Source organism: Bacillus sp. 5mfcol3.1, assembly GCF_900114335.1.
Classification (GTDB): domain Bacteria; phylum Bacillota; class Bacilli; order Bacillales; family Bacillaceae_G; genus Bacillus_A; species Bacillus_A thuringiensis_S.
Map to the genome: position 1 here is coordinate 120,835 of NZ_FOST01000005.1, position 20,690 is coordinate 141,524.

Genomic DNA, 20,690 nt, shown 5'->3' on the forward strand with positions numbered 1-20,690 from the left:
CGCTATTGATTATGAATTGAACGAATCTGCCCGTTAATAAGGGATGAAAAAGGTGTGAATTTTCACACCTTTATTATATTTAAGAGAGGAATTTACATAAATATGAAATTAGCAATTTCTTATAATGAGATGGTAAAAGAATTTTTAGGGAAAGTAGAAGGAAGTATTAAAATACCTAAAGATGTGCAAGGAACGGAACTTAGGATAAAAAGGAAAACTGAACTATTTCCAAATTTGACTCACATTGTAGATTTAATAGGAGCGACTGCAACGTGGTTATATCATATTTCTAAAGAAAAACATATTGTCGTGCTTTATCATGTAAGAGGAAGTTTATTTCCGATTACTATTGAAGTTTCTAATTTTCTCTCCTATGAAAGTTTGAATTTACAGATTGAAGAGCAACTGGAACAAATTAAAGAAATGAATGAGGAAGAAATAGAAGAGTTTCAAAACGGTAATACATTATATGAAATGTCACCTATTATTATTGGTGAAACATATTATGAGCTACAAGACACGAATACATTACAATTTGTATTTAGTAAAAATATGCAAAGTGTAGAAATAATATTTAATAGTGTTAATTGGAAGGAAACAACGATTACTCGTTATGCACAACAAATACAAGGTGTTTTAATTGGTACATCACAAAATAAGAATAATTATATAAAAAATTTTAATATTATTACAGAGGCCGAGATGGCACTTTATAGTCAAGTGAATGATACGACAGCAGTATATCCTGAGAAAAGTATCGTCGATATGTTCTATAATACTGTTACTCAATTTCCAAATCGTATAGCTTTATCTTCAAGGGAAGGTACTTTAACTTATGAGGAGCTAAATAAAAAAAGTAATCAAATAGCTCATATGTTAATTAAAAATGGCGTCCAATTAGGAGACTATGTTGGAATATTTATGAAACGTAGCATAGACACAGTAGTAAGTATGGTAGCTATATTAAAAGCTGGTGCAGCGTATGTTCCGATTGATCCAGATTATCCGGAAAGTAGAATACAGTACATTATTCAAGATAGCCAAGCGAAAGTTATATTGATGAAAGAGACGCCTATAACATGTGATGGGGTTCAAACAGTTTCAATGTATGATAGTGAAACTTGTGAAGATATAGATGTAAGGTTGTCTATTCATTGTGATGATGTAGCTTATATGATTTATACATCTGGTTCAACAGGGAATCCAAAGGGAACGATGTTAGCACATAGAGGCGTTGTTAATCTGTACACTTGGATGCAAAAGCAATATGAATTGACAGAAGAGGATGTATTTGCCCAATTTCCTTCCTTTAGTTTCGATGCTTCTGTATGGGAGTCATTTGCTTCTTTATTCTGCGGAGGAAATTTGTATGTATTATTAGAGGAAGAGCGATTGTCTGTAGAAGCATTTGCAAATGCAATCTATAAAGTGAAAGCAACTTCGATCTTGGCATTAGCAACAATTTTTGTTCGACAAGTAGCAACTTATTTAGCAGAAGAAGATATATATAAGCTAGCTTCCCTAAAAAGAATTGCGATTGGCGGTGAAATGTTGCCTGTAGAGGTTATTAAATTGTGGAGAGAAAGAATAGGTACAAATGTTGAAATTCATAATGTATACGGACCGACAGAATGTACTGTAGTGACGACAACCTATAAAATACCTAGTCAGTTAAATGAGGATGTTGCGAGTATTCCCATTGGTAAACCATGTGCTAATTATCAAGTTATGATTTTGGATGAGAATATGAATCTTTGTCCAATTGGTGTACCTGGTGAATTATATATAGATTCAGTAGGATTAGCAAAAGGGTATTTTAATAAGCCTAATAAAACAATGGAAGCTTTTATTCAGAACCCTTTCAATCCTATAGTTAATATATATAAAACAGGTGATATTGTTAAGTTGTTAGAGGATGGAAATATAGAATTTTTACATCGGAAAGATGATCAAGTAAAGATTAGAGGACATCGTATTGAACTAGGAGAAATCCAAAGTAAAATTTCTCAAAATCATAATATAAAAGAAAATGCTGTTTTTGCTAAGAAGAGTAAGGAAGGTAGCCAATATTTAATCGCGTTCTATACAACTTTAAATAAAAAAGAAATACCAGAATTAGTTTATCAGTTACAAGAGCAATTACCAGATTATATGGTGCCATCTAAACTAATTTATATTAATGAATTGCCACTTACACCTAATAAAAAGATTGATGTGAAGAAGTTAGCTCAGCTAGAAGAAAAGTATGAACCGGTTCGTCTACAAGAATATGTTGCACCTTCTAATAAAGCAGAGAAACAAATAGCGCGCGCTTGGGCGGAAGTATTAGGAATTTCAAAAGTTGGAGTACATGATGATTTCTTTACAATTGGTGGACATTCATTAAAAGTATTACGAGTCTTAACATTGTTAAAAGAAGATTTTTCACATTTAACAATTCAAGATTTCTTTAAAGAAAGAACGATATATGGATTAGCTCGAATTGAGCGAGAAGTAAAAGTAGAGAAAGAAGAAGTATTTCGTGAATATAAAGTGATTCACGAACCAGATACTATTACGTATGCAAACGTTTTGGAAGAAACCCAGATTTTAAATGTCTTTTTAACAGGAGCTACTGGTTATTTAGGATCACACATATTATATGAATTGTTGAGAGATACATCTGCTACTATTTATTGTTTAGTAAGACCAACCAAAGATGTGCAACAAAGAATTATAGATACATTAACAGGCTACTTTAGTGATATATGTGAAGAATGGTTACAGCGTATACAGGCCGTAGCTGGTGATCTGGGGGAAGAGTATCTTGGGATGAGCGAAGAAGAATTTATGTTCATCAGTTCTAAGATGGATACGATAATTCATTGCGGTGCAGATGTAAGACATTTTGGAGATGTAAAACAATTTGAAAATATAAATGTCCAAGGAACTAGCCGTATGCTAGCATTAGCGGAGAAAGGTGCTACATTCCATTTTATTTCTACAATTGGTATCCCGTTAGAATTAGCGGTAGATCAATGGGATACATACATGAAAACTGGTGATTTTAATTACAGTGTAGACTTAGAGAATGTATATTCAAATAGTAAACTACAAGCGGAAAACATTGTTCGTGAAGCAATGAAAAATGGTTTGCGCGGAAATATTTATCGTGCAGGTAATTTAGCATGTCATTCAGAAACAGGTTCGTTCCAACAAAATATTGAAGGAAACGCATTTTATCGTCTTATTAAAACAATGCTATTAATTGGGAAAGCACCAAATGTGAAGTGGAAAGTTGATTTCACACCAATTGATTTTGCTAGTAAATCAATTGTATCGTATTTAAAAGATTCGCAAATTGTAGGAGAGACGTTACATATTTGTCATCCACATCAAATTGAGTTTGAACAATTTATACAGTTAATTGGAGAGTGTGGATACAATCTTGAAATGGTTCCACTTTCAGAATATGTAAATACCGGACTTGAATTAGCGAAGGAAAATGAAGTAATAGCAGAGTTAATTGCTTCTCAAGTTGCAGGAGATGGAGCGCAGCAATCTGAAATTGTAATGGGTACGCGTAGAACGAATGAATGGATTAAGAAAAAAGAATTGATAGTACCAGCAATCAATAAAGAATTTATACAGCAGTTATTAGCTCATGGTGAAAAAGTTGGATATTTTCCAAAAATAATGAAATGATTATGCATGCTTTTGTTTGTTCAATAAAATAAATCATGCTACAATGAAAACGAATTAAGGACCGGGGAGCCAATTGGCTGAGAGGATGTAAGTAAACATCGACCCTCAACCTGATCTGGATAATGCCAGCGTAGGGAGTTACTTAAAGTGATGTAGCATATGTTATTCTATAATAACTTGCATACAAGGCTTTCCTACGCAGTAGGAAAGCCTTTTCTTATTTTTGAAATCTAATTTTATAAGGGGGATTTTATTATGTCACAACAAGTTACAATGTCATTTTCAGTAGTACCACAAGCGAAAACGAAAGATGTATATTCTGTTGTCGATAAAGCAATTGAAGTTGTGCAACAATCGGGAGTTCGTTATGAAGTAGGGGCAATGGAAACAACTTTGGAAGGAGAATTAGATGTACTTCTTGATGTCGTTAAACGTGCACAACAAGCTTGCGTCGATGCTGGAGCAGAAGAAGTGATTACTTCTATTAAAATCCATTATCGTCCAAGCACTGGTGTAACGATAGATGAAAAGGTTTGGAAGTACCGTGATGAATATGCAAAACCAGAAGCAATCTAAACTTATTACAACTATTTGGCTTATCCTTCTCATTGCGATATGGGAAGGATCTGTTTCATTATTTAAAATCGAACCGTGGATTTTACCAAAGCCTTCTGCCATTGTTCAAGAATTAATTGGGATGAAAGATTTACTATTACCAAATACGATGCAAACACTGCAGGAAGTTATAATTGGACTATTCTTTGCAATTTTATTGGGGACGAGCATCGCAATTATTATGGACGTTATACCGTTATTTCGTATTTTAATAAATCCATTGCTCGTTATTTCGCAAACAATTCCAATTGTTGTACTTGCACCGCTATTTATTATTTGGTTTGGATATGGGATGTTGCCGAAAGTAATGGTCGTAATACTCGTTTGTTTCTTCCCAATTGCGCTTAGTATTTTAGAAGGTTTTCAAACAGTAGATAAAAACATGTTGAAGCTGTTACAAACAATGAAGGCGACAAAATGGCAAGTTTACCAGAAAGTAAAATTTCCAGCAGTGCTTCCATACTTTTTCTCCGGTTTAAAAATTGCAGTTACATATAGCGTAATGGGGGCAATTATCGGAGAATGGCTCGGTGCAAGTGAAGGATTAGGCGTTATGCTTACGAGGGCTACAAAATCCTTTTTGACTGCCCGAGTATTTGGTGTTGCAGCAATCATCGTTATAGTGACATTATGCCTGTATTTTATCGTAGAGTTTATGGCAAGAATAACAGCACCATGGATATATAGAAAGGACGGCAGAAAATGAAAAAAGGTTTGAAAGTTATGTTAGCTGCCTTAGTAGCGGTAGGTGTGGCTGGATGTAATCCGGCGAAGAAAGAAGAAAGTGCAAGTAAAGATCAAAAAGTAAAAGTAGTATTAGATTGGTTTCCAAATACGAATCATACTGGCTTGTATGTAGCGCAAACGAAAGATTATTACAAAAAGCAAGGATTAGATGTAGAAATTATTCAACCAGGTGACAATGTAACAGCAGAGCAAATGATAGCATCAGGAAAAGCAGACTTCGCAATAAGCGCACAAGAAAATGTAACATTAGCTCGTGTGGAAGGAATTCCTGTTGTATCTGTAGGAGCGATTATTCAGCATAACACTTCAGCGTTTGCATCGCTTAAGAAAGATAATATGACGTCACCGAAAGATTTTGAAAGTAAACGTTATGGCGGCTGGGGAGGACCAGCGGAAGAAGCGACATTAAAGACGATTATGGATAAGCATCAAGCTGATTTTAATAAAGTTGAAAAAATCATCTTAGGACAAACAGATTTCTTTAAATCAATCGGCCGTGATGCAGATTTCGAATGGATTTATTACGGTTGGGATGGTATTGAAGCGAAGCGCCAAGGAAAAGAGTTAAATACGATTATGGTGAAAGACTTAGATCCAGCGCTTGATTTCTATAGTCCTGTTATTATTACGAGTGAAAAACATACGAAGCAAGATAAAGACTTTGTGAAAAAGTTTATGAGTGCAACAACAGAAGGTTATAATTTTGCAATTAAGGAACCGAAAGAAGCTGCTGATATTCTAATTAAAGCTGTTCCAGATGTAAATAAAGATTTAGTTCAAGAAAGCCAGAAATGGTTAAGTACGAAGTATCAAGATGATGCGAAAGCATGGGGAGTACAGAAGGAAGAAATTTGGACGAATTACATGAATTTCTTATATGACAACAAAGTTATTAAAAAGAAAATCGATGTAAAAGATGCTTTTACAAATGAATTCCTTCCAAGTGAAAAATGAGCGGATTACAAATAAAAAATATAGTGAAATCTTTCGACGGAAAGAATGTATTAGAGAATATTAGTGCCTCTATACAAGAGGGAGAGTTTGTTTCTTTTGTAGGACCGAGTGGTTGTGGGAAAAGCACATTATTAAACATGATTGCAAATGTTGAAAAACCAACAAGCGGGAACGTAATGTATAAAGATAAGCAAGTACAAGAGCAAGATGTTGTTAGTTATATGCCACAACAAGATTTATTACTACCGTGGCGATCAGCTTTGCAAAATATCGTTCTTCCGTTAGAAATTGAAGGAAAGCCGAAAAAACAAAGGCTGACAGAAGGAATGGAAGCATTAAAGCAGTTCGAACTAGATGAATATGCAGACCATTATCCAGATGAATTGTCTGGTGGTATGCGTCAAAGAATTAGTTTTCTGCGCACATATTTATGTGAAAAGCCAATTATGCTGCTTGATGAGCCTTTTGGAAAGTTAGATGCATTTACAAAAATGGAAGTACATAGCTGGCTTTTAAACTCTTGGCATCAAGAGAAGCAAACAATCGTTATGGTGACACATGACTTAGATGAGGCAATCTTGCTTTCAGATCGCGTATTTATTTTATCTCAAAGACCAGCGTCAATTGTTGGCGAGGTACAAGTGAAATTACCTAGACCGAGAACGATGGATATGTTAACATCACTCGAATTAAAAAAGGATAAAGAAGAGATTTTAAGTGTGTTAGCTCCTTATATGAAAAAATAGAAAAAGCCTTTTAACAGTTTTTAGTATAATTACTGTTAAGAGGCTTTTTTTAGAATATGAAAAGATGGAGAAGGAACAAAAGGGAAAATAGAGAATAGAATATAACAGAGTAGTTTATACTCTTAATATAACAAATGTTAAAGGAGTGAAAGGATAAAATGACTTTATCAACTGTTCTTCAAATGGTTTTAGCTTGATATGGGAGAAGTCTGCCCATTTTTTAAGATTAAGCTAAATTGAAGACAGCAGGTAAAGAACCTTAATCCTTTTTTACGATAATATGTAATGGGTAAGGTGTATTCACCTTACCCATTTTTATATGCATAATTAAATAAGGCTTCATACTGTTGGTCTCTCTATTTAGCTTATGGACGATAAGTAAAGGAGAGAAAAAAATGAGTATATTAACAGTAGAAAATTTAAGTCATTCGTATGGTGAGAAAACCATCTTATATAATGCGTGCTTTCGATTATTAAAGGGGGAGCATGTTGGGTTAGTAGGGAAAAATGGGATTGGAAAATCAACACTGCTAAGAATTTTAACAGGAGAACTTATACATGATGATGGGAACATTGAATGGTTTCCACATGTGAAGGTTGGATTTTTGCAGCAGCATATAGATTTACAAGAAGGGATAACAATTGAAGGATACTTGCAAAGTGCATTTTCTAACTTGTATGCAATTGAATACGAAATGTTAAAAATTGCAAAAGAGATGACTGAGGCAGTAGAAGTAGAAAAATTGTTAGTAAGGTATGGAGAGTTACAAACTATATTGGAAAACTCTAATTTCTATCAAATTCATACAGAAATTGAAGAAGTAGCAATTGGTTTAGGGCTGTTTGAAATAGGATTGGAAAAGGATGTTTCAAAGTTAAGTGGAGGACAGCGGACAAAGTTATTACTAGGAAAGCTTCTTCTAGAAAAAGCTGATGTTTTATTGCTAGATGAACCAACGAACTATTTAGATACAGCACATATAGAATGGTTGCAATCGTACTTGAAGTTGTATGAAAAAGCTTATATTATCATTTCGCATGACGAAGTGTTTTTGAACAATATTACGAATGTCATTTACCATCTAGAAGAACGAAAAGTTAAGCGATATGTAGGGGATTATGAAAAGTTTTTACAAAGTTATCAAGTGCAAAGGAAACAATTACAATCGGCGTATGTGAAACAACAAAAAGAAATTGCTCAGTTAGAAACATTTATTCAAAAAAATAAAATTCGAAAAGCAAAACAGGCAAAAAGTCGAGAGAAAGTATTGGAGAAAATGCGAAGGGTTGAAAAGGTAAATAATGTACCTCAGTCCTGTTTTGCTTTTACTGTTTATAATGAACCAGTAAGTCGTATATTACAGGCTGAGAAACTAAGAGTGGGTTATAGTGAGCCGTTATTTCCAGACTTGAATTTACAAGTGAAAAAAGGAGAAAAGATAGCTATTGTTGGTCAGAATGGTATTGGAAAAACGACAATATTAAAAACGTTATTAGGTCAAATAAAGCCGCTAAGCGGTTCGATTTTTGTTGGGGACCGAGTAAATCCTGCTTATTTTGCACAGGAAGAGTTTGCTTCAGAAATAACACCGTTAGAGAAAGTTTGGGCACAACGACCAGATATGACAAAGAAAGAAGCGCGCCAAGCATTAGCGAAGTGTGGATTAAAAGAAGAACACGTATTAAAACCTATTCGTTTATTAAGCGGTGGAGAGCAAACGAAAGTGCGTTTATGTGAACTTATCGTAACGAAAAGCAATGTTTTAATTTTAGACGAACCGACTAATCATTTGGATGTAGAAACTAAGATGGCTTTACAGGAAGCGTTACAACAATACAAAGGAACGATTTTAATTGTCTCACATGAACCTTCTTTCTATGAATCGTGGATAACAAAAGTATGGAATATAGAAGATTGGAATGCTGAACAATATGAATAAAGAAAAGGCATTAGCTTTTATGAGCTAATGCCTTTTCTTTGTGATTAACATGATTTTCGAGAACTCTTACATGAGAATTGTATGAAGAAGCACTCTTATGGTGCGCTTATAAGCGTGCTTTTTCTTTTGTTATATTTATAATAATACGAAAGCCTTTCCCTAACAGGTGACTATCTTTCTTTATATATATAGATAGTTCAAAACGGAATGAAAATAATTCCTATATGTAAAGGATAATGTGGATATTATAGGAAGACAATAGAAATTAAAGGAAATTCATGTAAAATTCAAATGAACTTCATATAAACTTCATATTAGAAACTAAATATAATCATAATAGGTTATTGTGATATTTTTGATTTTTCATAAAATTAAAAGTTTGAATTTAGGAAGTCTTGCTCGAACCTAAATTCAAACTTTAGTGAAATAATTAATGGATATTACGTCTAGTTTTCGCTAATGACGGCATTTAAAAGTTCGGCAGGATTACCCGTTCCTGCACCACCAATTGTAATAGATCCACCAGGAGGAATTTCGCCATTCCATCCTGCGTTCGTAATTACATAATGATTATTTGTTTTACTACTAATTTTAGAATCCCAAACTTGTGTTAAATTGCCGCTATAATCAAATTCTAATTTCCAATTTTTAATAGGATTCGTTCCATTATTTTTGATTATAATCGAGAAGTTATAACCGCTGCCCCAATTCGAAGTGACTGAAAATGTAGCAGTGCCATTTCCATCAGGAGGTGTCGTATTAGCTTCATCCGTTTTGACAGTAAGAGCGGTAGGTTGTGATTTATTTCCAGCAGCATCTTTGGCAATTACTGAAAATGTGTATTCCGTATTAGGTTTTAAGTTTTTAATTGTAATGCTATTTGTTGTTGCACTCCATTTTTCTTCTCCGGCAGTAATTTCGTATTCAGTAACGCCTACGTTATCAGTGGATGCAGTCCAACTTAATTGAACTGAGCTTGAATTTTTATTCGTAACTACAATATTTTTAACATTTGTTGGTGGCTCAGTATCTTTTTGACTAATAGGTCCACCAAGTAATTCTTTTACTAGCGTATCAAGTAATTTTGGACCACTACAACTATATTTTGGACTTGTACGGCAATCCCCGCTTAGTTCCCAAAACATTGCTCCACTTAAACCCTTCGTCTTTATATAGTCTGTTTTATATTTCATAGATTCATTGTCATCGTAGCTAATAAATGTGCCTGTAGTCGCATTATATAAGTAAGGTACTTTAGCTGTGTCATTCCAGTAGCGTACAAAACCATTTTTATTAACGTAATTGGCTGCTAAATCACCGTAATCATACACACCTGTGTCACCGGTAGAATAATCATCCCAAGTACCTTTAGAAGCAAGTTTCCCATCACTACCTGGTTTGCAAGGTTGATATTGTCCGTTATTTTCTTTTCCACAACTTTTCCAGCCACGTCCGTAAAAAGGTACGCCTAATACTAGTTTATCCACTGGAACACCTTCATTTGTATAAACATTTATAGCACCATCTACGTAAAAATTCGTATTTGCTGCTGGGTCATTTGGATCCTTGTATAGAGCTGCATTATGATTAGAAGTAGCTTCCCATCCACCGTGGAAATCGTATGTCATAATATTAATCCAATCGAGTATTTGAGAAATTTTCTTTAGCTCTGTATGATCAGCGTAGCGTTGGCTTGCACCTGACGCGATTGTTAGTAAATATTGTTTGCCATCTTCAGCACCTGCTTTATTCAAAGCATTTCGGACGTCTTGAAGAAGGAGAGTGAAATTTTGTTTATCTTCAGGACGATAACTACCACCAGGAATCGTTTCAACGCCCGGATATTCCCAGTCTAAATCTACGCCATCAAACCCATATGCGCGAAGAAAAGCTACTGTAGATTCAGCAAATACTTTTCTTGTTTTTTCATCAGCGGCCATATCAGAAAAGCGGTTAGACCAAGTCCAGCCACCAACGGAAATAATTGTTTTTAAGTGAGGATATTTAGCTTTTAATCGTTTTAGTTCTCCGAAATTTCCGCAACGGGCATATTTATCGCAATCTTCCCAAGTTGTACCTGAGCCAGGATACGATTTGGTAACATCAGCCCATGGTTCACCGAGTACGAGAGTACCATTAGGAACCTCTTTATTTTGCAATGGTACACCAGATTCTTTACAGTTCCACGTTTGTTTATTTGGATTATCAGGATGGGTAGAAGGATTTCCATGTTTTCCATTCCAACAAATATCCGCGAAAGCATAGTTAAGGTGAGTAAGTTTTGATGCATCAATGTCAGCAACTTGATAATTACGTCCGTAAACGCCCCACGAAGGAAAGTACCCAACAATTTTTTGACTTTGCTTTGGTGAATCTGCTAATGCGAGATTTGGAGTAATAAAATTTGTGAGAAAAAGAGGTAAGAAAAGTAGTAAAGATAGTAATAGCAGTGTGAATTTTTGAGACCTCATAGCCATTTCTCCTTTCAAAATAAAAGATATATTTAAAGGCATACGCCAATAAATCAAAATGAATCTAGACGTATGAAACGTCTAGATAAAATGATCAGACATCACGAAGTCTATACAAGGGAGCTGGGGGTGATTAAATCGTAACAAATGTAAGATTTAGTGTAAACGCTTTATTCAGTTGTAAAAGACTTTCTCAATACAAAAAGGCTTGAATACAAACTATATATGAAAACGAAAGGTCGGTATGGGAGGAAATAGCTCATTATAAATAAATTTGAGAAAAAATTGTATGGAGCCAATTATTAAAGACGTAGAAAGATAAGGAAATATCATGTAAAATAATAGTAAAAATATGTAAAGGAGGGAACGGTGTGGATGTGTTTTTGAACATTGCTGAAGAAAAAATTCGACAAGCGATACGGAATGGTGATCTTGATTATCTTCCGGGAAAAGGAAAACCACTACAATTAGAAGATCTTTCAATGGTACCTCCAGAACTTAGAATGAGTTATAAAATTTTAAAAAATGCGGGAATGATTCCACCAGAGATGGAACTACAAAAAGATATATTAAAAATAGAGGATCTAATTGCTTGCTGTTATGATGAAGAAGAGAGAAAGAAATTAAGAGAAGAGTTAACAGTAAAAACGCTTCGTTTTCAGCAGGTAATGGAAAAGAGAAAGATTAAAGATAGTTCAGCTTTTCGTATGTATCAAGACAAAGTATTTCGTAAACTACGCTAAGAGGGATAAGATGACTACATTTAAAACGATAGAAGAATTAGCGACCTATATCGAAGAACAACAATTGGTACTTCTGTTTATTAAAACGGAAAATTGTGGTGTTTGTGATGTTATGCTAAGAAAAGTAAATTGCGTATTAGAGAATTATGATTACTTAGAGAAAATAGAGATATTACTACAAGACATGCAAGAGATTGCGGGGCGATATGCCGTATTTACAGGACCGACAATTTTATTATTTTATAATGGAAAAGAGATCCTTCGGGAATCGCGCTTCATTTCAATTGAAAATCTAGAGAGAACCATTCAATTATTCGAGGAATAAGGGAGGCTTTTATATGGAATTTATTATTGTCATACTATTATTTGTTGTAGTTGGAATAATCGTAACAGCAGTTCGATCGAACAAAAAGAAGGTAAATCTTACAAAACAAAATAACATTCATAATTCATCTAACAGCTCATCACCATTATTTTTCTTTGCTGGATCTGATAATGATAGCTCGCATGATGGTGGCTCACATGATTGTGGAGGGTCTTTTGGCGGAGATAGCGGAGGAAGCTGCGGTGGCGGTGGTGATTGATGAAAATGCGCCTTATATAGGCGTATTTCTTTTTAAACAAACGTTTGATTAGTTGGCTTACATATTGCATAAACACAGTTAAACAAACGTTTGATTAATATTTTTAATATACTAAGGGGAATGGAAATGAAAAGGGAACCGAAAGTGAAAAATAAGGGGAAAGTAGTGTTATTTTTATTAGCTGCGGGAGGCGTATTTCTTGTTAAATTAGCATTTAAATTTGGAACGATACATATGATTCGAACTTGGTTTGAAAGTACGTTTTCTTAAATAAGGAATATATCCTCTTGCGATAGAGGTTTTTGATTTGTTATTATTAGACTGAACGGTCGGTTTAAAGAGGTGTGAATATGAGAAGAAGCGCAGAAGAGATAAAGAAAGAAATTGCATATAAAGCAGAAAGTCTATTTTCACAGAAGGGCTATGCAGCTACATCTATGGAAGAGATTTGTGAAATTACAGAGCGAAGTAAAGGAAGCATTTATTATCACTTTAAAAGTAAAGAAGAATTATTTTTATTTGTAGTGAAACAGCATACGTATGATTGGGTTGAAAAATGGAATGAAAAAGAGAAGTTGTATAGTACTAGTACTGAAAAACTATATGGTCTCGCGGAATATCATGTAGAGGACATACAGCAACCAATTTCAAATGCAATAGAGGAATTCTCTATGAGCCAAGTTGTAAGTAAAGAGATTCTGGATGAACTGTTAGCTTTAACTAGAGAATCATATGTTATGTTTGAGAAATTAATTGAAGCAGGTATACAGTCTGGAGAGTTCCGTGAAGATAATGCTCGTGATCTTATGTATATTGTGAACGGATTATTATCAGGGCTTGGAGTACTTTACTACGAGTTAGATTATAAAGAGCTGAAACGTATTTATAAAAAGGCAATAGATGTATTGTTAAAAGGAATGGCAGCTGAATAATAAGTCAGTTGCTTTTCTTACAAAACAAATTAGACCGAACGGTCGGTTTATGGAAGGGGAATGAAAGTGAAAGCTTTATTTAAAAACCGAGCATTTATGCTCGTTATGGCATCTGATATTTTACAACAATTTGCAATTTGGATCAGAAATATGGCTCTTTTATATTTCATAATGGAGCGGACAAATAATGATCCAGTTTCAGTGTCTCTATTATCTGTCATGGAGTATGCACCTATCTTTATTTTCTCGTTCATTGGTGGTGCATTAGCAGATCGTTGGAATCCGAAAAGAACAATGGTCGCTGGAGATGTGTTGAGTGTACTGTCTATTATAGGAATTGTCCTGTTGTTAAAGCTGGATTATTGGCAGGCTATATTTTTTGCAACACTCATTTCCGCGATTGTAGGTCAGTTTTCTCAGCCCTCATCTTCGCGTATATTTAAGCGCTATGTAAAAGAAGAACAGGTAGCAAATGCGATTGCATTTAACCAAACATTACAGTCATTATTTCTAATTTTTGGGCCAGTGGTAGGATCGCTTGTGTATACACAACTTGGTTTATTTACGTCACTATATAGCTTAATCATTTTATTTTTGTTATCTGCTATCGCCCTTTCATTTTTACCAAAATGGGTTGAAAAAGAGCAAGTGGCGAGAGATTCATTAAAAAATGATATAAAAGAAGGTTGGAAGTATGTTCTTCATACGAAAAATTTACGTATGATTACGATTACTTTTACAATTATGGGTTTAGCTGTTGGATTAACGAATCCATTAGAAGTATTCCTTGTAATTGAACGTTTAGGCATGGAAAAAGAAGCTGTTCAATATTTAGCGGCAGCTGATGGAATAGGTATGTTACTTGGTGGTATTGTTGCTGCAGTTTTCGCTTCAAAAGTGAATCCGAAAAAGATGTTTGTATTCGGTATGGGTATATTAGCGATTTCGTTTTTAGTAGAAGGGCTATCTACATCATTTTGGATTACTAGTTTCATGAGATTTGGAACAGGTATTTGTTTAGCTTGTGTTAATATTGTTGTCGGTACGCTTATGATTCAACTTGTACCAGAAAATATGGTTGGAAGAGTAAATGGGACGATTTTACCACTGTTTATGGGGGCAATGCTAATTGGAACTTCATTAGCTGGAGGATTAAAGGAACTAACTTCGCTAGTTACTGTGTTTTGTATAGCAATGGCACTTATTTTATTAGCGATAGGGCCAGTTCTACGTATGCAAATAAAGAAAGAAGATATCGCTAATAAAGAGGCACTAACAAATTCATTAGCTTCAAAATAACTATTGTAAGGGAGCAATATTGCTCCCTTTTTCTTTGAGGAACTTTTGACAACTATATGAGCCAATTATATACTGATGTTGTAAAAACGATTTTACAGGTTAGGAGCAATGGTGTGAAAAATCAAATCTATGAATTACGCACTGAAAATAATATTTCACAAGGCGCATTAGCTGATAAATGTAAGGTTTCTAGACAAACGATAAATGCAATTGAGAATAATAAATATGATCCAAGTTTAGCGTTAGCATTCCGCTTAGCTGAAGTATTAGGAACAACTGTTGATAAATTATTTTTGTACAAGCAGTAGAGTCGTTCATTATAAGGCGCACCTTTAAAAATAAAAAAGATCCTCTTCTTATGAGAAGAGAATCTTTTTTTAGAGCGTTTTAGTCTTTGGACTAGGTGGTGTAACGGATGTATTATTTTCTGGAACTCTAGTTAGTAAGAATCCTCCGATAATAAACAGAACAATAATACTAAGAACACCAGCGTTTGTTTTTCCTGTTAATTGCGTTGTAACACCGACTAATACCGGACCCATAATTGCGGCAAACTTCCCAAATATATTATAAAATCCGAAGAATTCATTAGCAGATTCTTTTGGTACTAGTTTTGCAAAGTATGAACGACTTAGTGCTTGAATACCACCTTGAGATGTAGCAACTAACATTGCTAAAATCCAAAAATCAAGTGTCGTTTTTAAGAAATAAGCATATGTGCAAATAATGATATAAATAATGATACCGACATATAACATTTTTTTACCAGTAAATGTTTCAGATAGTTTTCCGTATAGTAACGCAAATGGACAAGCGACAATTTGTGTTACAAATAATATGATTAATAGATTCGTTGCACTGATACCGAGGTCGGTTCCGTAAGCTGTAGACATAGTAATAATTGTATCGACTCCGTCAATATAGAAAAAGTAAGCAATTAGAAACATAAATACAGTTTTATATTCTTTAATATTTTTAAAAGTATCAGCAAGACGTTTGAAGCTCATTTTAATAGGTCTTGGATGACGCTCAATATAGTGTGTTTGCTCTACGTTTTTAAGCATTGGAATTGTAAATAACCCCCACCAAAGAGCAGTTATCGCGAATGAAATTTGACTAGCAATGCCAACTGATAAAGGGATAGTTCCTTTTTGAGCAAGAATAATAAGAGCGATACAACCGATAAAAGGAATAGTACTCCCAATATAGCCTAAAGCGAAACCTCTTGTAGAAATTCGATCCATTCTATCTTCAGAAGTGACATCTACTAAAAATGCATCATAGAAAATGTTGGCTCCAGCAAAACCAACTAAGGCGAGCATATAGCATCCTAATAATAAGTACCACTGAGATGTTGGAACGACTGCTAACATACTTGTAAATACGATACCAAGTCCAAAGAAGAATGTGAAAAATCGTTTTTTAAATCCTTTATAATCAGCAACTGTGCCGAGAATAGGAGCAAGTATAGAAATTAAAAGTGTAGCGAACGAGTTTGCATATCCCCAATATGCTGTTGAAGTAGCACCAGATAGCCCGGCTTCTTTTGCAGCTGCTTTAAAGTAAATTGGAAATAATGCAGTTGTAATGACGAGCGAATATACCGAGTTCGCCCAATCGTATAATATCCAGCTTTTTTCTTGTCTGGACATTTTTTTCATATAGTGTTCCCCCTTAAATTTGTTCTACTAACAGTGTACAAAAATAAAAATTATAAAAAGAGAAACAGTGATGATTTTTACAGAACTTTTACATATATACACAGTTCTTTACAATTGGAGTAAATCCTCTACAATTGATCCGTCTGTTTCGCCTAAGTGTAAACCGAGTAGTCTAGCGATAGTTGGACCTTCATCAATAAGTCTCATATACGGGACGGTAACGCCGGTTTTTATTCCTTTTCCAGCAGCGATAAAAATTGTTTCATAGTTAGGTTTTGTTGGAGAGTATCCATGCGTACCAAATGTATATTTTTTACTAGGAGTAACATCTTTTTCAGTAATTTCTTTTATAAAATCTCCTGTATAGTTTTCAGTGAAATAATACCCCTCTTGCGCTTCTAACATAAATAAACAATTACCATCTGCACCGCAGTCTTTCGCAGCTTCATCATGAAGTATAAATTCAATTCCATTCTGTTTATTTTGCAGCAGTTCTTCAAGGAGTAGTTGTACTTCTCGAATTGTATCCGTATCATTTTTGTCTTTCACATATACATAGGCAGACCCGTCGCAACTTTGACAATAGGCCTTCCAATCTACTAATAGCCCTTTTTTATTTATAGATACGAGGCCTTTTTGTTGGAATAGCACATTTAATTGAATCGCTTTGTTTTCACTTAAAGCGCTATGGTCACCAAGAGCGATAATTGTACTCTCTTCGTATAGGTCACTGTCTTTTAAAGTTTGAATAATTTTCCCGAGCCGCTCATCATGTCTATGAATTGCAGCTATTGTTTCGTTAGATTCAAAGCCATGATAATGTCTTTGCGTGTCTAAATCAGTGAAATGTACGAACATAACATTAGGCTTTTTCGTCTGAATGGTGTGTACAGCAGAGGCGAGGACGAAATCATCCAGCTCTGGTTGTGATAAACCATTTCTTATATGGCCGAAACGAAGATTTAAATCTAATTGGTATAGTGGGCTACCGCTAAATAAGGAAACTAACACTTGATTTTGCCAAGGTCTATTGGGGAAAATTTCTGGTAAATTGTAATCAATGTTTGCTCTCCCAGTAACAGGCCATAGAAGGGCAGCTGTCGTTAAATTTGCTTTACGCGCTTCATCATACAATGTTGTTCCTTTTATCGATTTTCGGTACCAATGCCAATCAGGTGATTCACGTCCTGGTTGAAGTAACGTATTACTAACAACACCGTGCTTGTTAGGGTAATTACCGGTTACGATTGTTGAGTGGCTTGGATATGTTACAGAAGGATAAATTGGTTCTACTTTTTCGACAACCGTGCCCTTTTTTATTAGAGATTGGAAATGAGGTAGTTTTTGTAGTATAGGAAAATCTAAAGCTGATAAACAGTCGAATGATAAAATAATGACACGATTCGTTAATGCTTTATCCATAAAGTAATCCTCCTAATTATATAAAACCTATTCTTATATATTACTATTAATACCTAGTAATAAAAATATGTTTCTGAATAAAATTTATTGTTTATTTTCAGAAAAATTAAACATATAATAAGTATAAGGGAATCTATGGACGGAGGGAATAGTATGGACTGGTTAGATGGATTCGGTATATTTTACATCATTGGTGGCATCACAATTCTCCTTGTATTTGCTATTTCATATTTACTAAAGAAACGTTTTCCAGACAAACAGTTTGATATTATATTTGCACTGATTGTAATACTTCTTTGCTTAGCATCATTTCCTGTTACCATGATGGTTATTGGTGGGTGGGAAGGAATGGGATATGGATTTATTGGTTTCTTCGTTCTACTAGGTACACTTATTGGTATGATTGCACATCAACTTGTAAAAATCTCTCGAAAAAGCTACGTATAAAACTGTAAAAAATGAAAAGAATATATAATAATAAGAAAATTAGCTATTGTTTTAAAAAAGAATTTGTATTATGATAATCAACAAATTTATTTCGTTATAACGATGAAAAAGGACTAGTACATATTCAACCTTTTTAGCAGAGAGAGAATCCGCCAGGCTGAAAGATTCTTAAAAAGGCAATATGGAACCTGCCTTTGAGTTCTGCATATGCAGCGGGAATTTCCCGTTATCAAAAAGAGAGCATGCGCAATTTTTGTGCATGAATCAGGGTGGTAACGCCGGCAAAGCTCGGTCCCTATTTAGGGACGCGGGCTTTTTTGTATTTTCTAGAAGGAGGAAGACTGACTATGGCAAAAGAACAAGTGCAAGCCATTACGAAGATGGAAGAGGACTTTGCGCAGTGGTATACCGATATTGTAAAAAAAGCCGAACTTGTTGATTATTCAAGTGTAAAAGGGTGCATGATTTTACGTCCGTATGGTTATGCCTTATGGGAGAATATGCAGAAGGTGATGGATGAGAAGTTAAAAGAAACTGGCCATGAAAATGTATATATGCCAATGTTTATCCCAGAGAGTTTATTGCAAAAAGAGAAGGATCATGTTGAAGGATTTGCTCCTGAAGTAGCATGGGTTACACATGGCGGGGATGAAAAGTTAGCGGAAAGACTTTGTGTACGTCCTACATCTGAAACTTTATTCTGTGAGCACTTTTCAAAAATTGTGCAATCCTATAATGATTTGCCAAAGTTATATAATCAGTGGTGTTCAGTAGTTCGTTGGGAGAAGACAACTAGACCATTCCTTCGTACGACTGAATTTTTATGGCAAGAGGGTCATACAATCCATGAAACGGCAGAAGAATCGCAGGCTGAAACATTAAATATTTTAAACTTATATGCTTCTTTCTGTGAGGATTATTTAGCGATACCAGTTATTAAAGGACAAAAAACAGAAAAAGAGAAGTTTGCTGGAGCAAAGGCAACTTATACAATTGAAAGTTTAATGCATGATGGAAAAGCGCTTCAAACAGGAACATCTCATAACTTTGGGACGAATTTCTCAGAAGCATTTGATATTAAGTTTTTAGATCGTAACGGTAAATGGCAATATGTGCACCAAACATCTTGGGGTGTATCAACAAGAATGATAGGCGGGCTAATAATGGTTCATAGCGATAATAATGGACTTGTAATGCCACCAAAAGTCGCTCCAGTGCAAGTTGTTATTGTACCAATTGCTCAGCATAAAGAAGGAGTTTTAGCAAAAGCAACAGAGTTACAAGGACATATTCAAAAGGTTGCACGAGTAAAAATAGATGCTAGTAATAAAACGCCTGGTTGGAAATTTAATGAGTATGAAATGAAGGGTATTCCAATTCGATTAGAAGTTGGCCCTAAAGATATTGAAAAGAATCAAGTTGTACTTGTAAGAAGAGATACGAAGGAAAAAGAGTTTGTACCAATGGATCAATTAGAAGAACGTATTCCAGCATTACTTGAAGAAATTCATATTGCTTTATTTAATAAAGCAAAAGCATTTCGCGATGAGAATACGTATGCTGTGACAAATTTCGAAGAGATGAAAAAAGTAGCTGACGAAAAGCAAGGCTTTATTAAAGCGATGTGGTGCGGGGAATTGGCTTGTGAAGAGAAACTAAAAGAAGAGGTGGGAGTATCTTCACGTTGTATGCCTTTTGAGCAAGAGCATTTAGCTGAAGAATGTATTTGTTGTGGTAAAGAAGCTAAACAAATGGTGTATTGGGGAAAAGCATATTAATACTCTTTTGATAGGGGATAAAAAGGACTTTGGGCTGCATAATAAAATGCAATCCAAAGCCCTTTTTGGTTTTATACAGTATTTCATGTATTCTTTAGATGGAAGGATGTTGTTCTTATTTTACGTTTTTACGACGAATAAACAGTAACATACCAATTAGGAATGTTGAAAGACCCATTAAAATAGATATAGGGTAATGCGTTGCAGTATTAGGTAATTTATCACCTTGTTTTTTTGTATTATCTTTTACATTACCACCTTGAGAACCGTTGCCCTTCTGAGAATTGCTATCGCCTTTAACACGATTGCCGCCGTGAGAGCCATTACCGCCTTGAGAACTGCTATCACCTTTAACACGATTGCCACCTTGAGAGCCACTGCCACCAGAACCGTTACCGCCAGAACCATTGTCACCAGAGCCATTGCCACCAGAACCGTTACCACCGGAACCATTGCCACCAGAACCGTTACCGCCGGAACCATTACCACCGGAACCATTGCCGCCAGAGCCACTACCACCAGAACCATTACCGCCGGAACCGTTGTCACCAGAGCCACTGCCGCCAGAACCATTGTCACCAGAGCCATTGTCACCAGAGCCATTGCCACCAGAACCGTTACCGCCGGAACCATTGCCGCCAGAGCCACTGCCACCAGAACCGTTACC

19 protein-coding genes, 1 riboswitch and 1 other annotated feature are annotated in these 20,690 nt (G+C 35.0%); of the genes, 15 read left to right on the top strand and 4 right to left on the bottom strand.

Annotation, left to right across the window (positions count from 1 at the left end):
• Positions 1–102: 102 nt before the first annotated feature.
• The 6 genes from BM089_RS23270 (at position 103) to BM089_RS23295 (ending at position 8,686) form a co-directional block, all read left to right on the top strand.
• Positions 103–3,684 carry a non-ribosomal peptide synthetase family protein gene (locus tag BM089_RS23270; protein WP_090978232.1) on the top strand — a complete coding sequence of 1,194 codons (3,582 nt, stop codon included), beginning with the start codon at positions 103–105 and terminating at the stop codon, positions 3,682–3,684.
• Positions 3,685–3,736: 52 nt separating this feature from the next.
• A riboswitch (TPP riboswitch) is annotated at positions 3,737–3,838 on the top strand.
• Between the two features lie 101 nt (positions 3,839–3,939).
• A complete protein-coding gene (locus BM089_RS23275) occupies positions 3,940–4,260 on the top strand; it encodes an MTH1187 family thiamine-binding protein (RefSeq protein ID WP_000082906.1) in 321 nt (106 codons plus the stop codon).
• Positions 4,232–5,005: an ABC transporter permease gene (locus tag BM089_RS23280; RefSeq protein WP_001057164.1), complete on the top strand. Its 774-nt coding sequence runs from the start codon at positions 4,232–4,234 to the stop codon at positions 5,003–5,005. Before BM089_RS23275 ends, BM089_RS23280 begins: the two co-directional genes overlap by 29 nt.
• Entirely contained in the window at positions 5,002–6,000 is a 999-nt protein-coding gene (locus BM089_RS23285) for an ABC transporter substrate-binding protein (protein WP_090978234.1), read from the top strand. The genes BM089_RS23280 and BM089_RS23285 overlap by 4 nt, the downstream gene beginning before the upstream one ends.
• Positions 5,997–6,746 carry an ABC transporter ATP-binding protein gene (locus BM089_RS23290; RefSeq protein WP_000016079.1) on the top strand — a complete coding sequence of 250 codons (750 nt, stop codon included), beginning with the start codon at positions 5,997–5,999 and terminating at the stop codon, positions 6,744–6,746. The genes BM089_RS23285 and BM089_RS23290 overlap by 4 nt, the downstream gene beginning before the upstream one ends.
• 395 nt (positions 6,747–7,141) lie before the next feature.
• The gene (locus tag BM089_RS23295) at positions 7,142–8,686 is read left to right on the top strand and encodes an ABC-F family ATP-binding cassette domain-containing protein (protein ID WP_064532160.1); all 1,545 of its coding nucleotides are present in this window, start codon (positions 7,142–7,144) and stop codon (positions 8,684–8,686) included.
• A 446-nt stretch (positions 8,687–9,132) separates the two neighbouring features.
• On the opposite strand, the gene BM089_RS23300 is transcribed toward BM089_RS23295, so the two are convergent.
• The gene (locus BM089_RS23300; RefSeq protein ID WP_090978236.1) at positions 9,133–11,157 is read right to left on the bottom strand and encodes a glycosyl hydrolase family 18 protein; all 2,025 of its coding nucleotides are present in this window, start codon (positions 11,155–11,157) and stop codon (positions 9,133–9,135) included.
• 371 nt (positions 11,158–11,528) lie between these two features.
• Between BM089_RS23300 and BM089_RS23310 the strand changes: the two genes are divergently transcribed.
• The 7 genes from BM089_RS23310 to BM089_RS23340 all read left to right on the top strand — a co-directional run bounded on the left by BM089_RS23310 (position 11,529) and on the right by BM089_RS23340 (position 15,023).
• Positions 11,529–11,900, top strand: a complete 372-nt coding sequence (locus BM089_RS23310) for a DnaJ family domain-containing protein (protein WP_000382378.1) — start codon at positions 11,529–11,531, stop codon at positions 11,898–11,900.
• 10 nt (positions 11,901–11,910) lie between these two features.
• Positions 11,911–12,225 (top strand): thioredoxin family protein, encoded by a 315-nt coding sequence (locus BM089_RS23315; protein ID WP_071714727.1) that lies wholly within the window; start codon positions 11,911–11,913, stop codon positions 12,223–12,225.
• Between the two features lie 13 nt (positions 12,226–12,238).
• Positions 12,239–12,484: a hypothetical protein gene (locus BM089_RS23320; protein WP_000394364.1), complete on the top strand. Its 246-nt coding sequence runs from the start codon at positions 12,239–12,241 to the stop codon at positions 12,482–12,484.
• Between the two features lie 126 nt (positions 12,485–12,610).
• On the top strand, positions 12,611–12,754 hold the full coding sequence (locus BM089_RS23325) for a hypothetical protein (protein WP_000817981.1): 144 nt from the start codon (positions 12,611–12,613) through the stop codon (positions 12,752–12,754).
• 80 nt (positions 12,755–12,834) lie between these two features.
• Positions 12,835–13,416 (top strand): TetR/AcrR family transcriptional regulator, encoded by a 582-nt coding sequence (locus BM089_RS23330; RefSeq protein ID WP_001254447.1) that lies wholly within the window; start codon positions 12,835–12,837, stop codon positions 13,414–13,416.
• 66 nt (positions 13,417–13,482) lie between these two features.
• Positions 13,483–14,715 (top strand): MFS transporter, encoded by a 1,233-nt coding sequence (locus BM089_RS23335; RefSeq protein WP_000645358.1) that lies wholly within the window; start codon positions 13,483–13,485, stop codon positions 14,713–14,715.
• A gap of 56 nt (positions 14,716–14,771) precedes the next feature.
• Positions 14,772–15,023, top strand: coding sequence for a helix-turn-helix transcriptional regulator (locus tag BM089_RS23340; protein WP_002023181.1), 252 nt, complete (start codon positions 14,772–14,774; stop codon positions 15,021–15,023).
• Positions 15,024–15,092: 69 nt separating this feature from the next.
• On the opposite strand, the gene BM089_RS23345 is transcribed toward BM089_RS23340, so the two are convergent.
• Both BM089_RS23345 and BM089_RS23350 read right to left on the bottom strand, forming a co-directional pair.
• Positions 15,093–16,376 (bottom strand): MFS transporter, encoded by a 1,284-nt coding sequence (locus BM089_RS23345; protein WP_000738820.1) that lies wholly within the window; start codon positions 16,374–16,376, stop codon positions 15,093–15,095.
• Between the two features lie 108 nt (positions 16,377–16,484).
• Positions 16,485–17,798, bottom strand: a complete 1,314-nt coding sequence (locus tag BM089_RS23350; protein ID WP_090978238.1) for an alkaline phosphatase family protein — start codon at positions 17,796–17,798, stop codon at positions 16,485–16,487.
• Positions 17,799–17,951: 153 nt separating this feature from the next.
• Between BM089_RS23350 and BM089_RS23355 the strand changes: the two genes are divergently transcribed.
• Both BM089_RS23355 and proS read left to right on the top strand, forming a co-directional pair.
• A complete protein-coding gene (locus tag BM089_RS23355) occupies positions 17,952–18,245 on the top strand; it encodes a YesK-like family protein (protein ID WP_000383860.1) in 294 nt (97 codons plus the stop codon).
• A 93-nt stretch (positions 18,246–18,338) separates the two neighbouring features.
• Positions 18,339–18,545 (top strand) — a binding site (T-box leader).
• Between the two features lie 47 nt (positions 18,546–18,592).
• Positions 18,593–20,023 (top strand): proline--tRNA ligase, encoded by a 1,431-nt coding sequence (gene proS, locus BM089_RS23360; protein WP_090978240.1) that lies wholly within the window; start codon positions 18,593–18,595, stop codon positions 20,021–20,023.
• Between the two features lie 115 nt (positions 20,024–20,138).
• Here proS and BM089_RS23365 read toward each other — a convergent pair.
• Positions 20,139–20,690, bottom strand: a 552-nt coding sequence (locus tag BM089_RS23365; RefSeq protein WP_139213325.1) for an LPXTG cell wall anchor domain-containing protein, incomplete at its 5' end; no start/stop codon positions are given.

Coding starts and splice junctions, on each gene's coding strand:
- BM089_RS23320 (WP_000394364.1), top strand. CDS start 12,239: ATGGAATTTATTATTGTCATACTATTATTTGTTGTAGTTGGAATAATC.
- BM089_RS23340 (WP_002023181.1), top strand. CDS start 14,772: ATGAGCCAATTATATACTGATGTTGTAAAAACGATTTTACAGGTTAGG.
- BM089_RS23280 (WP_001057164.1), top strand. CDS start 4,232: ATGAATATGCAAAACCAGAAGCAATCTAAACTTATTACAACTATTTGG.
- BM089_RS23270 (WP_090978232.1), top strand. CDS start 103: ATGAAATTAGCAATTTCTTATAATGAGATGGTAAAAGAATTTTTAGGG.
- BM089_RS23355 (WP_000383860.1), top strand. CDS start 17,952: ATGGACTGGTTAGATGGATTCGGTATATTTTACATCATTGGTGGCATC.
- BM089_RS23350 (WP_090978238.1), bottom strand. CDS start 17,798: ATGGATAAAGCATTAACGAATCGTGTCATTATTTTATCATTCGACTGT.
- BM089_RS23315 (WP_071714727.1), top strand. CDS start 11,911: ATGACTACATTTAAAACGATAGAAGAATTAGCGACCTATATCGAAGAA.
- BM089_RS23275 (WP_000082906.1), top strand. CDS start 3,940: ATGTCACAACAAGTTACAATGTCATTTTCAGTAGTACCACAAGCGAAA.
- BM089_RS23290 (WP_000016079.1), top strand. CDS start 5,997: ATGAGCGGATTACAAATAAAAAATATAGTGAAATCTTTCGACGGAAAG.
- proS (WP_090978240.1), top strand. CDS start 18,593: ATGGCAAAAGAACAAGTGCAAGCCATTACGAAGATGGAAGAGGACTTT.
- BM089_RS23330 (WP_001254447.1), top strand. CDS start 12,835: ATGAGAAGAAGCGCAGAAGAGATAAAGAAAGAAATTGCATATAAAGCA.
- BM089_RS23325 (WP_000817981.1), top strand. CDS start 12,611: ATGAAAAGGGAACCGAAAGTGAAAAATAAGGGGAAAGTAGTGTTATTT.
- BM089_RS23345 (WP_000738820.1), bottom strand. CDS start 16,376: ATGAAAAAAATGTCCAGACAAGAAAAAAGCTGGATATTATACGATTGG.
- BM089_RS23295 (WP_064532160.1), top strand. CDS start 7,142: ATGAGTATATTAACAGTAGAAAATTTAAGTCATTCGTATGGTGAGAAA.
- BM089_RS23285 (WP_090978234.1), top strand. CDS start 5,002: ATGAAAAAAGGTTTGAAAGTTATGTTAGCTGCCTTAGTAGCGGTAGGT.
- BM089_RS23300 (WP_090978236.1), bottom strand. CDS start 11,157: ATGAGGTCTCAAAAATTCACACTGCTATTACTATCTTTACTACTTTTC.